At 41.5% G+C, this 15,281-nt stretch carries 15 protein-coding genes; 11 read left to right on the top strand and 4 right to left on the bottom strand.

The genetic code is table 11. The annotated features are described in order from the left end of the window. Positions 1–424 precede the first annotated feature (424 nt). Positions 425–3,130, top strand: coding sequence for a M66 family metalloprotease (locus D7V32_RS02250; RefSeq protein ID WP_120401295.1), 2,706 nt, complete (start codon positions 425–427; stop codon positions 3,128–3,130). 305 nt (positions 3,131–3,435) lie between these two features. On the opposite strand, the gene rpsT is transcribed toward D7V32_RS02250, so the two are convergent. Then, a complete protein-coding gene (gene rpsT, locus D7V32_RS02245) occupies positions 3,436–3,702 on the bottom strand; it encodes a 30S ribosomal protein S20 (RefSeq protein WP_039622003.1) in 267 nt (88 codons plus the stop codon). Between the two features lie 215 nt (positions 3,703–3,917). On the opposite strand from rpsT, the gene D7V32_RS02240 reads away from it, so the two are divergent. From D7V32_RS02240 to D7V32_RS02220, 5 genes are all read left to right on the top strand, one after another. Then, positions 3,918–4,583, top strand: coding sequence for an NAD(P)H-binding protein (locus D7V32_RS02240; RefSeq protein ID WP_120401294.1), 666 nt, complete (start codon positions 3,918–3,920; stop codon positions 4,581–4,583). Between the two features lie 11 nt (positions 4,584–4,594). Beyond that, a complete protein-coding gene (gene rraA / locus D7V32_RS02235) occupies positions 4,595–5,107 on the top strand; it encodes a ribonuclease E activity regulator RraA (protein ID WP_120401338.1) in 513 nt (170 codons plus the stop codon). An 88-nt stretch (positions 5,108–5,195) separates the two neighbouring features. Further along, positions 5,196–5,975, top strand: coding sequence for a glutathione S-transferase N-terminal domain-containing protein (locus tag D7V32_RS02230; RefSeq protein WP_120401293.1), 780 nt, complete (start codon positions 5,196–5,198; stop codon positions 5,973–5,975). A 188-nt stretch (positions 5,976–6,163) separates the two neighbouring features. Then, the gene (locus D7V32_RS02225; protein ID WP_120401292.1) at positions 6,164–6,865 is read left to right on the top strand and encodes a response regulator transcription factor; all 702 of its coding nucleotides are present in this window, start codon (positions 6,164–6,166) and stop codon (positions 6,863–6,865) included. A 1-nt stretch (position 6,866) separates the two neighbouring features. Then, the gene (locus D7V32_RS02220) at positions 6,867–8,774 is read left to right on the top strand and encodes a sensor histidine kinase (RefSeq protein ID WP_120401291.1); all 1,908 of its coding nucleotides are present in this window, start codon (positions 6,867–6,869) and stop codon (positions 8,772–8,774) included. Positions 8,775–8,828: 54 nt separating this feature from the next. Here the strand turns inward: D7V32_RS02220 and D7V32_RS02215 are convergent, their stop codons facing one another. Then, a complete protein-coding gene (locus tag D7V32_RS02215; RefSeq protein ID WP_120401290.1) occupies positions 8,829–10,001 on the bottom strand; it encodes a ribosomal protein uL16 3-hydroxylase in 1,173 nt (390 codons plus the stop codon). Positions 10,002–10,352: 351 nt separating this feature from the next. Here D7V32_RS02215 and D7V32_RS02210 point away from each other — a divergent pair, with 351 nt between their 5' ends. Further along, a complete protein-coding gene (locus tag D7V32_RS02210; protein WP_120401289.1) occupies positions 10,353–10,730 on the top strand; it encodes a YcgJ family protein in 378 nt (125 codons plus the stop codon). A 156-nt stretch (positions 10,731–10,886) separates the two neighbouring features. Here D7V32_RS02210 and D7V32_RS02205 read toward each other — a convergent pair whose 3' ends face one another. Both D7V32_RS02205 and D7V32_RS02200 read right to left on the bottom strand, forming a co-directional pair. Then, positions 10,887–11,480: a Maf family protein gene (locus D7V32_RS02205; RefSeq protein WP_120401288.1), complete on the bottom strand. Its 594-nt coding sequence runs from the start codon at positions 11,478–11,480 to the stop codon at positions 10,887–10,889. Continuing rightward, complete coding sequence (locus D7V32_RS02200) at positions 11,480–11,863, bottom strand: DUF2237 family protein (RefSeq protein ID WP_120401287.1); 384 nt, start codon at positions 11,861–11,863, stop codon at positions 11,480–11,482. The genes D7V32_RS02205 and D7V32_RS02200 overlap by 1 nt, the downstream gene beginning before the upstream one ends. 139 nt (positions 11,864–12,002) lie before the next feature. Between D7V32_RS02200 and D7V32_RS02195 the strand changes: the two genes are divergently transcribed. From D7V32_RS02195 to fba, 4 genes are all read left to right on the top strand, one after another. Further along, positions 12,003–13,190 (top strand): phosphoglycerate kinase, encoded by a 1,188-nt coding sequence (locus D7V32_RS02195; RefSeq protein ID WP_120401286.1) that lies wholly within the window; start codon positions 12,003–12,005, stop codon positions 13,188–13,190. 114 nt (positions 13,191–13,304) lie between these two features. Then, entirely contained in the window at positions 13,305–13,703 is a 399-nt protein-coding gene (locus D7V32_RS02190; protein ID WP_120401285.1) for a hypothetical protein, read from the top strand. Positions 13,704–13,839: 136 nt separating this feature from the next. Further along, a complete protein-coding gene (locus tag D7V32_RS02185) occupies positions 13,840–14,106 on the top strand; it encodes a hypothetical protein (protein WP_120401284.1) in 267 nt (88 codons plus the stop codon). 124 nt (positions 14,107–14,230) lie between these two features. Continuing rightward, positions 14,231–15,268, top strand: coding sequence for a class II fructose-bisphosphate aldolase (fba, locus tag D7V32_RS02180; RefSeq protein WP_106984802.1), 1,038 nt, complete (start codon positions 14,231–14,233; stop codon positions 15,266–15,268). The last annotated feature ends 13 nt before the right edge of the window (positions 15,269–15,281 follow it).

The following is a 15,281-nucleotide window of genomic DNA, read 5'->3' as shown; positions in this document are numbered from 1 at the left end:
GCACCTGTTTTATTTTCAATATTTCTCAGTTCTCAATAGAGAATACCATATTTTTTTTATGGGTATTTTGTGTGAATTTATAAAAATCAGAAGAATTGAAGCCTGTCCGAAATAACTTGCTAAGTTTTTATAAAAATAAAGAGCAGCGCCAAAAAAATGATGACTTTTTTCGACACTGTATCGGCATAAATAATATTGCGCTATGTAGTGTTGTGACTGAAAAAGAAGACTTTAGTCGCGCAATTTTTATAATTAATTATCGTTTTTATGGATTATTTTTGAAAATTGTCTTTTTGTGACAAATCACGTTATTTGTAATTAGTATTGAATTTTTATATTATATATTTATAAGTAAGATATTGATTTTAAAAGTTAATTTTAAATCACGTTTTGGTGTGAAAATGCTTGGTGGTTCGAGGGGATTATGAAAAGTGTGATTGATTTTACGTCTAGCAAGCTGAGTGTTTATATTTTGGCGCTGATGCTCAGTGCATGCGGCGGCGGTGGCGGTTCGGGCGATGGTGCTTCATCGGGCGGCAGCGGGGATTCGTCAGATTCAGGGGGAAGTGCTGAACGCTATCCCGAACCTGAGAAAGATGTTGCTGATACGGCAAGTATTGGCTTTTATGACTTTAACGCGGAAGATAAAGAACGTGAAATTCGCCCTGATTTAGAAGGGAGTTTTCAGGGAATGGTGCAGTTCGGACAGGGGCATGTGGTTGACCCGAATGGCAATGAAGCAAAGCAAATGCCTAGGCTGACTGCTGAGCGTGAGGCGCTGTTATTAGTCACTCCTGTAAAAACGCTGCAATCTGTAAAGAATCTAAAAGCTGAAATTTATCGTAATGGCGCTTTATTAAGAACCGTGGATTTGTCACCGCCAGAAGATATTCCAGCTTCAGATCAAAATATTATTCAAAATCGTCCATCTGTTGTTTACAGCAAGCGGGCATGGTCAGCCAAACTGGGTTGGAATGAAGTTCAGCCGGGCTTACATATTAAATTCATCGATTCAGAAAACAGACAAGGTGAGTTGGCGGAAAGCAAAATTGATTTTGCCTCTCCGGGTGAATTGGTGCTGAATAACATCCGTATAGGAATGTTGACGTCTGCGCCTGCTTCAAATGGACATTATATGCTGTTAGAGCCTGAAAAGGCTGGGGCAGATTATTTCCAGACTATCCCTGCTGCCCAAATGGTTGTTGCCAAGTACGATGACGTTTTCTTACCGCGTGTTATGGTGTCAAGCGGCACGATTTACAGCAGTACAAGCAGTACAGAGGGTGGTGCTTATTCTGGAGATATGCGCGGAGATACAGCGAAATCGACGTTTAGTGTTGGTATTAATTTAGCGAATTGGGGTGTGACCAGTGCCTCCATGGCAAATCAAAACCAGCCGCAGATAACCCAGACTGTTATTGTGCACCATGCCAAGGGTAAATATACGAATGGTGAACAAGGCCACGGCTTAAGCGGCGGTAATGGCATGCTGACCCTGTATGACTCTGTCGGTAATGAGTTTAGTCATGAAATTGGCCACCATTACGGTTTGGGTCATTATCCTGGTCAGGAGGGTGATAATTTATTCTGGGCAGCACATCATGCAGACAGCGGATGGGGCTATATTGGCTACCGTAATAAAATGCGCGGCAACTTATCTTGGACGGCAGCGTGGAAGTGGGATGGCGCTAATGGTATTCCAAACTTCAAGGGCATTTTTCCTTATGGTAAGGACGCTATGTCCGGCGGTTATACAGACAGTAATATTTCCCGTTATACGCATTATACAGGCTACAGTACATTCTTAAGAATTCAGCCGCATTATGACCGCTATGTTTGGGATGAAACATCTCCAACAGGCTATAAAAAATGGAATAAAGATACGCGTCAGATGGAAGTCGCGCAGCCAGTCATGCCTAATTCAACTTCGCCAGTATGGTATCAGGCAGGTCAAAACTATCTGCGCCCGCGTATTTTTGGTCAGCCCGTTCTTACCATTCTTGGCGGTTATGATCCTGTGAATCAAGTGGGCTTATTGTACCCGGCAGCCCGTTCAAATTGGGGCAATGTCTATGACTTGCCAAGCGCGAATACATCAATTGGACAAGCATCCTGCTGGTTAAATGTACAATATTCTAGTAAATCGACAAATATTGCACTTGCACCGCAAAGGCTTTTGATAACAGATAAATCAGAAGGCAATGCAAATAAGCTGCATGTTAATTTATCACTGGCCGATCATCCTCGGAAAGTAGATTTGTATTGTAAAAAAGCCAATGAAGCTGAGAAGCTGCTATCTACAATTGATATTCCTGTATATACAGACGAGATTAAGCCAGCCGTGAAAATTGGCCGTGAAGCGGGTTATAGCGCTTTACGCAAGATTGAACTTCCTGTGCTCGAGCAAGCCCTGCTCAGTCAGGCTGGCAATCCTGTGATTGCGTTATCGCCGTCTGAGTTTGCATTATATGAATCGTACAAGACTTTTGCTCATGAGCTGTCTGGAGCTGCGCAAGCCGAGTTGCGCCGTTTTGAAGATCAACAGTCTAAAGTGTACCGATTAAACCGTTGGATGAATGTATATGCTAAAGACTTGGAAACACAAAAGCCCGAAGCAATAGAGGCGCTTGATAAATTTAAGACCTCTTTGGGCTTGGCGGAAGACAATGCGCTAAAAAATGTTTCGCTGATCAAAAATGGCAGCAATTGCTTGAAAGGTATGCCATTAGGCAATGGTGAATATGATCTTTATATCAGCGGCGCATCTGGCTGTAAGGCAGATGGTACAGAACAGTGGATATATGATGGCTTAGGCCGTATTCATAATAAAGATGCGATTGATCAGTGTCTGACAAGTACGGGCGGTTCAGGCAGTAAGGTCATCATGAGTAAATGCAGTACAAATTTGAATACGCAAGTTTGGGCAATGCATCCTGGTACTGGAACTATCCGCCAAGATGGACAATGTATGGATTTGAATACAGGACATTTGGTGAATAACCGTCAAATACTGATCCGCTATGGGTGCGGTAATAATAATGCCAATCAAAAATGGACAAATTTGACTGCGAATCCAAGCTTAATTTTGGTATATTTGAAGCCGCATAATTTGAAGCTACTTACTAAGTAAACGTAATTCAATTGCTTATTGTAGATACATTGTTTTCTGCAATAAGCGAAATCTTAAAAATCTTGAATTATAAAATGATGCACCGTGTGCATTTCATGAAAAATGCCAGATGGGATTTCTGGGGTGATTTTGTGTGAATGCTGCAGCGGTTTAATTTTAAGTTTATAAAATTGAATGATTTAATGTTTAGATGATGAATAACTGCTATGTTTATTGTGCTTATTGTATTTAAAAGTTATTGATTTTATATGCTTAAAAAAGCTATAAAAAAAGCCCTGAAAGGGCTTTTTTTATTTTGCAGCAAATTAGTTAGCTAATGCTTTAACTTGTGCATTTAAACGGCTCTTGTGACGAGCAGCTTTGTTTTTATGGATGATGCCTTTGTCAGCCATACGGTCGATTACTGGTACAGCAGTTTTGTACGCTTCAGTAGCCGCAGCATAGTCGCCAGCAGCAATAGCAGCTACTGTACGTTTAAGATAAGTACGAACCATAGAACGTAAGCTAGCGTTGTGTTTGCGTGCTTTAACGTTTTGACGAGCACGTTTTTTTGCTTGAGCAGAGTTTGCCACTCGTGCACTCCTTGAAATAGATTGGTCTGGGCGGGCTGAAATTCCATCTGAAAACCAACATCAGAAGAACTATCACCAGCCCGTAAACAAGTGCCATATTGTGATTAATGTGAGCGCTTAAGTCAAGTCTTGACATGCTTTGACAACATTTTAGATGAAGAAAAATGCCGAGGAAAACGTTAGATTAGCGGTATAGAAAGGATATTGTATAAAAAATGAGTAATTCAATCGATAATGCAATTGTAATTGGCGCAACTGGTTTAGTTGGCAGAAAATTAATCCAGCAGCTTAGTCAGGCCAGTGACTGCAGAAACATTACTGCTGTAGTACGCAAGCGTGATCCAGAACTGGATCGAACGGCTAAAGTGCAGCAATTTGTGCTGGATGACTTCACTATAATGAATCATGAAGATGTCAGCGGCTATACGCATGCATTCAGCTGTTTGGGCACAACAATGAAAAAGGCGGGCAGTAAAGAGCAGTTTTATAATACAGACTTTGTAATTAATGCTCATTTTGCAGAGTTGCTGGAAACCGCGCCGATACATTTTATTTTACTTAGCGCGATGGGGGCAAATACGGCATCCCCTTTTTTCTATAACAGGGTGAAGGGCGAACTTGAATATTATGTCAAAAGTTTGAATTTGGCTCGGACATCAATTATACAGCCCTCGCTGCTGCTGGGCGTCCGTGAGGAGCAGCGCAAAGCGGAAGATGCTGCACAGCGGCTGTACCGCCGTTTTTCGCATTTAGTGCCAGATACTTTTAAATATAAGCCAGTGACAGCAGAGCAAGTGGCTCATACTATGGTCGAGGCTGCGCATGTTCAGACTGAAAGATTTCATATTTATGATAATTTACGCATACAAAAAACTAGATGAGGGAAAGCATTGTGTCTACAGCACCATTTGTAACCTGTGATTTACTGGATGATAACCCAGACAAAGAACTTCAAGTTGTGACGCCGTCAATGGATGGGAAGTTCTTTAAAAGCTATGGCGCGCGCAAGAGCTTTGGCGGACAGGCTGTTACAGTCAAGTGCTTTGAAGATAATTCTCGTGTCAAAGAGCTGTTGGCTACTGACGGCACAGGTAAAGTTCTTGTTGTCGATGGGGGCGCTTCAATGCGCTGTGCGCTGATGGGTGATTTGATTGCTGAGTCTGCGGTGAAAAACCACTGGAATGGTGTGGTCATTTATGGCTGTGTGCGTGATGTAGATGCAATTGCAGAGCTGGATTTAGGCGTACATGCCTTGGCCTCTATCCCGCAAAAGAGCAACCGTAAAGGCGCGGGTGAAACAGATGTTCAGCTCAATTTTGGCGGTGCAGTGATTCAATCAGGCGATTATATCTATGCCGATAATAATGGAATTGTGATTGCAAGAGAATCCTTAGTCAGCCTTTAACAGTTAGACACAGTATCAGCCCATGATCAGTGGGCTGATATTTAAAAATAAAAGCAGTAAAACAAAAAAATAATTGAAGGATCCATCTATGATCATGCATCAAATCAAAGTCGTACAAGCTTTAGTTTCTGGCGCGCTGGAAGGCGGGCGCGGTACAAATGGTACTGCTCATCCAAAACAGCCAGAAAAAGCGCTGAAATTGTATGAGTTTGAAGGCTCTCCATTTTGCCGCCGTGTACGTGAAGTTATGACAACACTGAATTTGGATTACGAGGTTTATCCATGTCCAAAAGGCGGACAGCGTTACCGCAATGAAATGAAGAAAATTGGCGGGCGGCGACAGTTTCCATTTTTAGTTGATGAAAATACAGGCACACAGCTGTATGAGTCACAAGATATTATCCATCATTTATTTAAGCATTACGGAAATAGCGGTAAAACACCTAAAAAATATTCACATTATCCAAAAATTCCAGCGCTGGCATTTGCTGGGACTTTAGCAAACGGTGCGCGCGGTGTATGGGTAAATAAAAAAATTTTAGAGCGTCCAGCGCCTGAACATTTATTGGAACTGTGGGGTTTTGAAGCAAGCCCTTATACCCGGATTGTCCGGGCAGAATTGACCGAGCTCGAACTGCCATTTAAGTTCCATAATGTTGCAAAAGAACGCTGGCAAGATCAAGGCCTAGCAGTTTTACGTTTAAAGCCAGGAAAATATTCACCATTGCCGGGCGGTAAGCGCGAGCAGGTGCTTAAAGTTATGGGTGATAATATTCAAGTGCCTTATTTGGTTGACCCCAATACGGGCAAAGCTTTGTTTGAATCTGCTGAGATTATTAAATATTTAAGAAAACAATACGCGGCTTAACAGAGCGTCAAAATCTGTATGAGTAAAAGCTGCCGTATTTTTTAAAGGCTCATCATGTTTATGCTGTGAATAAAAAAGCAGCATAAATGTAAGTATATAAAAAATAACAAGGTAAATTACTTATTTCTAGGGATATGCTGGCATTATAAAATTGATTATCTTAGGAAAATTTTTTGGGAAGGATTGATATGAAGGCCATCGAACCCGTTTTGCCAGTCCCCGTGCTGGTGGTTGAAGATGAAGAAATTATTCAGCTTAGACTTCGCCAGATTTTAACTGATTTAGGTTATTGCCCAGAAGTATTGCTCTTTGCAAAGAGTGTAAAAGAGTCCTTTAAAATTATTGAAGAACAGCCGATTTCTTTAGCTTTAGTTGATTTAGGTTTGCCTGACGGCAGCGGGCTGGAGATTATTGAGAAATTACGCGCTATTGAAAGCAGTGCGATGATTTTAGTTATTTCTGCATGGAGTACGCAAGAAAGCTTATTTGCTGCGATCAAGGCTGGCGCAACAGGCTATGTGCTTAAAGAACGGGATGATTCAGAGGTATTATTATCTATCCGCAGTATTTTACGCGGCGGCGCACCCATTGATCCTTTTATTGCCCGTGAAATTTTAAAACAAATATCGGCAGTTGAATTAGAGCAGCCGCAAAATGTTCCTGAATCTGAAATAGAGCCGGCAGCAGATATAGAACAAACGGTTTTAACTAGCCGTGAAAAGGAAATCTTAAATTTAGTTGCGCAAGGGCTGAGCAACCGTGAAATTGCGGAGCAGCTTTTTGTCTCACGCTATACTGTAGAAAGTCATATTAAGCATATATACCGTAAACTTTCGGTCAGTAAACGTACTAAAGCAGTCAGTACGGCACGCTCTTTAGGAATTTTATAAGATGCGCATCTGGAAATATTTGTGTCTGCTGCTGTGCTTTATGTGGAATATTGCATGTGCAGAAGAAATATTTCCAATTAATTCAACCTGTCAGGCAACAATACATACTGTTGAAAAAGTAAAAACCAAATCGCTTGAAAATATTCCCAGTTCAGGTTGGAAACGTATTGGCCCTTTACCTGATATTTGGGAAAAGCAGCCTGACTGGAAAAATTATAACGGCGGTGCATGGTATCGGCTGACATGGGGGTGGGGCTGCAGGCAAGGCACACATTTGAATGAACCGATTGCACTGTCATTAGGTTATATCAACTCAGCTGGAGCTATATATTTAAATGGTGATTTACTTTGGAAAGATCGAAATTTAATTGAGCCATTATCGACTGGCTGGAATATAGTACGTCATTGGATCTTACCAAAAACAGGTTTAAAACCAGATGAAAACGTCATCATGGTATATGTAGTCGGCTATGGCAATTTAAAAGCGGGCTTAGGTCAAATTGCGTTTAATAATGTCGAGAATAATGCCGCATTCGTGACAAAAAAAAGGTGGGAAAATAGAACCCTTTTTCAAATTAACTTAATCTTGTCCGGCACCTTAGGAATTATTTGTTTAATTATTTGGCTATTTCGCCGTGAGGAGCCGAGCTTTGGCTGGTTTGCTCTCAGTTCACTAATGTGGATGGGATTTATTTCAAATGTCTTAAGAATTGAAACAGCGCCGTTTCCCAACTTAATTGTGGCATCAAAAGTTAATATGATTTTTTTCATATTATATTTTTTAGCTTTCTGTTTGTACTTGCTGCGATTCATTGGAGAAAAAAAGCCAAAAACTGAAAAAGCAGTATTATTTATTTCATTCATTTTACTTTTAGCGAATATTTTTGCAACGCTTAAAAATATTCAGCCCGTATTTAATATCATAGTATTTTTCTACACTCTTTTATTTACGGTGACGTATATTTATTTATGCATAAAAGCATATAAATCAAAACGCATCGATTTTATTTTTCTTGCGCTATGTATGTCTGCAATCGTGTTTTTCGGCTTATTTGACATATTTTCCTATACGATTTGGGGCGGGTCTGAATTGCCGCCTTTGACACCGTACACATCACCTATTGTGACGGTTTTTATTGTGGTCATATTGGGCGCGCGCTTAAACCGAAATATTCGAAAGGTTGAGAAATTTAATGAACATTTGGCACAGAAAGTTCATCAGGTCAGTGAAGATTTAAGCGCCAGTTTGCATGATAAACATCAGTTAGAATTAAGCAATGCGCGTTTACATGAGCGTATGAAACTTTCACATGATTTGCACGATGGGCTGGGCGCATCAATTGTCAGATCGATGATTATGGTCGACCAATGTGCGCATCCTATTCCAAATCAGCAATTTTTATCGATGCTGAAATTATTACGGGATGATTTAAGGCAAATTATTGATAGCGGTTCTGCTGAAAATAATCGAGTGCCTGAATCTCCAGTGTTATGGGTGGCGCCTGTTCGTTACCGTTTTAATTCTTTGCTGGATGAAATGGATATTCGAGGGCAATGGCAGCTGCCGGCACAGTGGATCTTTGTGCCTAATGCATTGCAATGTTTGACGCTAATACGCATTTTGGAAGAAAGCCTCATTAATGTGGTTAAACACAGTCAGGCTGATAAGGTTTTAATTAGAATGCAGTTTTTGTCCGATACACAGCTGGAGTTAACGGTGGAAGATAATGGCATTGGGTTTGATGTGCAATGTGTTTATCAAAATGGGATGAGTATTGGCATGCGCAGTATGAAAATGCGCGCGGAGCGCATGGGCGGAGAGTTTAATATACAATCTGAAGCAGGACGAACATGCATGAAAGTGGTATTTAGTGCGGAAAATTCAACTATAAACAGTGGAGAAATTTAAGTTTCTCCACTGTTAGTTTCAGCAGCAGATTAAGCTGTTATGAAAAAATATGTATTATTCTTCATCGTTATGCAGCGGGACAAGCATAATAATGGATTCGTTCAGCAGCTGCGCGATATCTTCCAGAATGTCTTCATCTGCTAAGTTTTCGTCCAGTAAAACAGCTTGGCCGTCTGCTAGACGTTTAAGAATTGGCGCTGAAGCGTCTGCAATACAAATTCCTTCGCCATTTGCCCAGAATAAAATTTCATTTTCCTGTTCTGTATACAGTAAGCGGGAAGCTGGCTCCATCATCAGCTGATAACCTTGTTCTAAGGCATCTGCTAAGTCTCCTGTACCAATCTCTTCTGCTTCTGGAATATTTTCAGGATATTTCGGTTCAGACATCAGGCTCATGATGGCATCTTCAAGCACGGTTGAGTTTTGAATTTGCTCAAGCAGCTTTTCTTTCAGATAGTCCAGCTCGTTTAGAGTGATTTGTCCAACTGGGCTGATTTGGTCACGAATGATATCCAGAAGCGGATTTTGCAGGTTTTGATTTTCAGAGATTTTGTCGCCGACACGGTCAACCATGTCGCTGACATTTGGCATACGGAAACCGAAAGAGAAGGTCAGGCAGTCATTTTCAGCAACGCCGTAATGCGCCAAACCTGGCGGTACGTACAGCAAATCACCCGGTTCAAGCACTTCATCAAAATGAACATCAATTTCCGGCAGCAGTTTTAAGGGCTGGCCCGCAGCAAATTCGGTATCTTCATTGCACATTTGGCCCAGCTGCCAGCGGCGCTGTCCATAACCTTGTACAAGGAATACATCGTAAAAGTCGAAGTGTTTGCCTACAGAGCCGCCTTTCGGTGCATATGACACCATAATGTCATCACGGCGCCACTGCGGAATGAATGGAAACTTTTTCCAAAGTTCTGCTAAGTCAAATGAATAATGGTCAGTTGCTTGAACAAGTAAAGTCCAAAGCTTTGGCATTTTCTGAAAGTCAGCTTTTAGTAAAGGAGAAGACTTAACAGACCATTGATTCGGATCTTTGTCTTTTTGCTTGATCAGGCGTGCTGTGACATTTTCATCCAATGCCAGCTCCATCACATCGCTTGGCTCTAAAAGGCCTGCAATTTCAGGAAGCGCATTACGGACAAGGAGAGGTTTCTTTTGCCAATATTCGGCAAGGAATTGCTCGGCAGTGATACCGCCAAGGACATCTAAGGGTTGAGACATTACTTAAACTGCTTGAAAAATTTTATGTATTTTCGCTTGAGTTGGCTTGGGGCGCAAGCTGTTGTTAAATCTGATGGGGATCTGCCGATCTTTTATTTGCAAAGCAGATAAATCACCAGTTTAAAGCAGCTGGAGTTTTAAGCCCGATGTAAGAGTTATGAAAATGAATTTTGATCTTTAAATGGGCTTATTCATTTAGATGGAGCTAAATATATTAAGAGGTAAATTTATTAAATTGATTTATATTTTGTTTTTTACATTATTTAAAATTCGAAACATTAATATACTTTAATTTTGGTCTATTCTTTTTAAAATATGCGATGTAAAAAATTAATTTTACATTTGGAGAAAATGATGAAAAAAACGGCTTATTTATTGTTGATGCCGATGCTTTTAATGGGCTGCCAAACTGCTCAAATGAATGCAGTGAAGCCAGTCCAAGGGGTTGAGTTAAAGCAGCCCGAAGCGCATGTTTTATGTGATCAATATATTTGTGCCAATGATTCAGGTATTTCAAGAGAACTGACTCAAAAATATCTCGGTCAGGATCAAGCGGATAAAGTTTTTTCGAAAGGGCAGTTTAATCGTACTCAGTTTGCTTTTGCGAATGGTATTTTTTGCGATGTTCAGGCTGGAAAATGTTATGTAGACCGTTATTTTAATGCAGATGGCAAGCGCAGCGCTGTTGCGGAAAATTATAGTAAAGCATTATTTGGTCAAGAAAAATGAATATGCGGGCGGATGAATGATTGTCTCATTTATGAGTTTTTTATTGAAAAAATGATTGATTTAGAGTGAAAGCCTGCAAGTAAAAATACGAGTTCGGCTGTGCGGCAGGCAAAGCTGAGCACAGCCATCATGATTTTTAAATAGTACGTGAAGCCGTTAAGGCACTAAGACATTCAGTTGACGCAAGATAGTGCAGAGCTGAATCATGGGCATACCCATGAGCGTGGTTTGATCTTGCCCAATCATTTCTTCAAATAGGCTGATTCCCAGACTTTCACATTTAAAACTGCCGGCGCAGTGCAAAGGCTGTTCAATTTCAACATAGCGTTCAATTTCAGGCAGGCTCAGTTTGCGGAATTTCACTTTATAGTGTTCAACTAATGTTTGTTCAAAACCAGACGCCGCATGCTGCACGCTCAGTGCTGTACTGAAATACACAATTTTATCTGAGTTGGCCTGCAGCTGGCGTACTGCTTTTTCAGCAGCCAGCGGTTTGCCGATAAAAATATCGGGTGCGCCTTCACGCCAAGCAACTTGGTCAGAACCAATGACAATTGCATCTGGATATTGGCTGGCAATGAGTTTGGCTTTTTCAAAAGCCAGACGCTGCGCTAAATCATCTGCATGGTTTTCCCCTCGGGGCGCTTCGTCGATGTTAGGAACGATAGAGCGGTAATCGATGCGCAGCCGATCCATTAAATCCCTGCGGGTTTGACTGCTGGATGCTAGGATGATTTCGGGAGTATTCATTAGACAGCATATTCCATTAATACATTAAGAGGGACATAAGACAGCACAGCTTGGTGGCATGCCTGTATTTTCACTGGTGGAGCAAGGCCTTCTTGATAAGCTTCTACCCAGCGCGTCACGCAGATGCACCAGAAGTCACCCGGCTGTAAGCCAGGGAAGCCAGCCTCGGGTAATGGTGTGATTAAATCATTGCCTGTTTTTTGGGAAAAGTTTAAAAATTCTGAAGTCATTTGCGCACACATGGTGTGCTGGCCTAAGTCTGAAGTTGCAGTATGGCAAAATCCATTGCGGAAATAACCGGTAATCGGATCGAAGCAGCAGCTGGCCAAAGGCTCGCCTAAAACGTTCAATCGGTTAATATTTGGATCTGGATGAATGGACATAATGCTGCGAATCTTTATCAGGCTTTTCACTATGATAGCAAAACTTTATGTTTACATGCCTTTTCTGCAAAAGAAGCTAACCTTTTTCTGCATAATCATTTAAAATCTTGGCGTTTTGATATCAATAAGAGAGCAATGCATGAACTTTCAGCGTATGACTGATCTTGATTTGGCAGGTAAGCGCGTACTGATTCGCGAAGACTTAAACGTACCTGTTAAAAATGGCGTGATTACTAGCGATGCGCGTTTACGTGCGGCATTGCCGACAATTAAAGCTGCTTTAGCAAAAGGCGCAGCTGTAATGGTGTATTCACACCTTGGTCGTCCAGTTGAAGGTGAACCTAAAGCTGAACAGTCACTAGCTCCAGTGGCTGCTTACTTAACTGAAGCATTAGGTCAGGAAGTGAAGCTGATTACTGACTATCTTGATGGTGTTGAAGTTGCTGCAGGCCAAGTGGTATTGCTTGAAAATTGCCGTTTCAACGTTGGCGAAAAGAAAAATAATCCAGAACTTTCAGCAAAATATGCAACGCTATGCGATGTGTATGTGATGGATGCATTTGGTACAGCTCACCGTGCAGAAGCGTCAACTGAAGGTGTTGCGCGCTGTGCAAAGGTTGCTGCTGCTGGCCCATTGCTTGCTGCTGAGCTTGATGCGCTTGGCCGTGCTTTGCAAACTCCTGCTAAGCCAATGGTTGCCATTGTTGCGGGTTCAAAAGTTTCGACTAAATTGGACGTATTGACTTCACTTTCAGATATCTGTGATCAGTTAATTGTAGGCGGCGGTATTGCTAATACATTCTTAGCTGCTGCTGGTTTCAATGTTGGCAAATCACTGTGTGAAAATGATTTGATTGATACAGCGAAAGCGATTGCTGCAAAAGTATCTGTACCGCTTCCAACTGACGTTGTAGTGGCTGATGCTTCAGAAATTAACTTTGATGATTTCTTAGGTTCATTGGCTGCTGCGAAAGCAGTGGTGAAAAAAGTTGAAGACGTTGCTGACAACGATATGATTTTGGATGTTGGTCCAGAAACTGCAAAAGCCTTTGCTGACATTTTGAAAACATCTAAAACGATTCTTTGGAATGGCCCAGTAGGTGTTTTTGAAGTGGATCAATTTGGTGAAGGCACGAAAACTTTATCTTTAGCGATTGCACAGTCAGAAGGCTTCTCTATTGCTGGCGGCGGCGACACTTTAGCGGCAATTGATAAATACGAAGTGGCTGACAAAATTGGCTATATCTCTACTGGCGGCGGCGCTTTCCTTGAGTTTGTAGAAGGTAAAACACTTCCTGCAGTTGCAGCGCTGCTAGAACGTGCATAATCATTAGTTCATGTAAATGATGAGTGAATAAAAGGCTGATTACGTATCGGCCTTTTTTAACGGTGTTTGTTCATCTGTATTTATAATAAATATTCATTTTTAAATAAGATTAATATGGCAAAAATTATTTTTTTATTCGGTATCTTTCTATCGATATCCATTAATGCTGAAACAAATTGGAAACATGTGAATAAATTTCTTGATATGCCAAGAAGTCATTCAGAGTTTGAGGGGATTTGGCTTCAAGATTTAACAGGGGGTGAAATGGTGTTGAGATTAAATCAAGACGGCACTGGGATGCTCTGTATGAACAATGGATATGCCATGAGCGCTTATGAGCTGAATTATTTCGAAAATATATGGCATACAGTTGATCCGAAGATCAAATTTGAAGTAGTTGAGAAAGATGGAGATGTTAATTTAACCATTGAGCAAAATAAGAAAAGGATTCAAATGCGACCAGATCCAGATCTGTATTTTTCATCAGGCAATTGTGCCAAACTTTTAAAATAAAGCCCCCTAGGCATTTTTTCGACAGCGTGAAGTACCAGCAGTCCTTTTTTGTGGCCGTAGATTTTTCGGTCATAAAAATGAAATATTTCTGCAATAAAATTTCTGCGAAGTAATCATCAACCCGTAGGAAAACATGATGAATCTAAAACTGGTACTTGCAGCATTATTAATTGCACCTTTGGCATTAACCGCATGTGCAAAAAAAGAAGCAGCGCCTCAAGATACAGCAGAAGCATCTGCACCAGTTGCTGATGAAAAGACAACTCCAGAACAGCAGGCCGCAATTGATGCGCTGGATCAGCCAGTTTTGGATGAAAAAAACACGGACATTCCTGCTGAAATTGCAAATGCGCCGGCGGATGCTGCGACACCTGACAGCGAAGCTTCAGCTGCCTTACACTGATATTGCTGATTTTAATCTAAAAGTCCCTGCGTGAGCGGGGATTTTTTTTGAATAAAAGCGCTTTTAAGTGCTGATTTGAACAGCCCGAACATGTAGAATATGTCGCATTACCTGGGAGGACATTATGGCTCTTATTTCTTTGCGCCAGCTCTTGGATCACGCCGGCGAACACAACTACGGCGTACCAGCGTTTAACGTAAACAACTTAGAACAAATGCGCGCTATCATGTTGGCCGCAGACGAAACGAATTCACCTGTAATCGTGCAAGCATCTGCTGGTGCGCGTAAATATGCAGGCGCTCCATTCTTACGTCACCTTATTTTGGCAGCAATTGAAGAATGGCCGCATATTCCTGTTGTAATGCATCAGGACCATGGTACAGACCCTGATGTTTGTCAGCGTTCTATCCAATTAGGCTTCTCATCTGTAATGATGGACGGCTCTTTGGGCGCAGACGGCAAAACACCAACAACTTACGAATACAACGTAGACGTAACTCGCCGTACAGTTGCGATGGCGCATGCGTGCGGCGTATCTGTTGAAGGTGAAATTGGCTGTCTAGGAAGTCTTGAAACTGGTATGGCTGGTGAAGAAGATGGCGTAGGCGCAGAAGGCGTACTTGACCACTCTCAACTGCTTACATCTGTTGAAGAAGCAACTCAATTTGTTGCGGATACTAATGTCGATGCGCTTGCTATCGCAGTTGGTACGTCACACGGTGCGTACAAGTTTACGCGTCCGCCTACAGGCGACATCCTAGCGATTGACCGTATTAAAGAAATTCATGCTGCGTTGCCAAACACGCATCTTGTAATGCACGGTTCAAGCTCTGTTCCTCAAGAATGGCTTGCAATCATTAACCAATATGGCGGCGACATCAAAGAAACTTATGGTGTTCCTGTTGAGCAATTGGTTGAAGCAATTAAGCACGGTGTTCGTAAAATCAATATCGACACTGACTTGCGTTTAGCGTCTACCGGTGCAATGCGCCGTATGATGGCTGAAAAACCAAGCGAATTTGACCCGCGTAAATTCTTTGCTCAAACTGTTGATGCAATGAAGCAAATCTGTGTAGACCGTTACACAGCATTTGGTACAGCTGGCAACGCTGACAAGATCCGCCCGATTTCTCTTGAAAAAATGGTTGATCGTTATAAATAATTTGTCATAGATT

Origin of the sequence: Acinetobacter tianfuensis (assembly GCF_003611465.1) — a bacterium.
Classification (GTDB): Bacteria; Pseudomonadota; Gammaproteobacteria; order Pseudomonadales; family Moraxellaceae; genus Acinetobacter; species Acinetobacter tianfuensis.
Note: the sequence above shows the minus strand (reverse complement) of the source record. Positions and strands in the feature narration are given on the sequence as shown.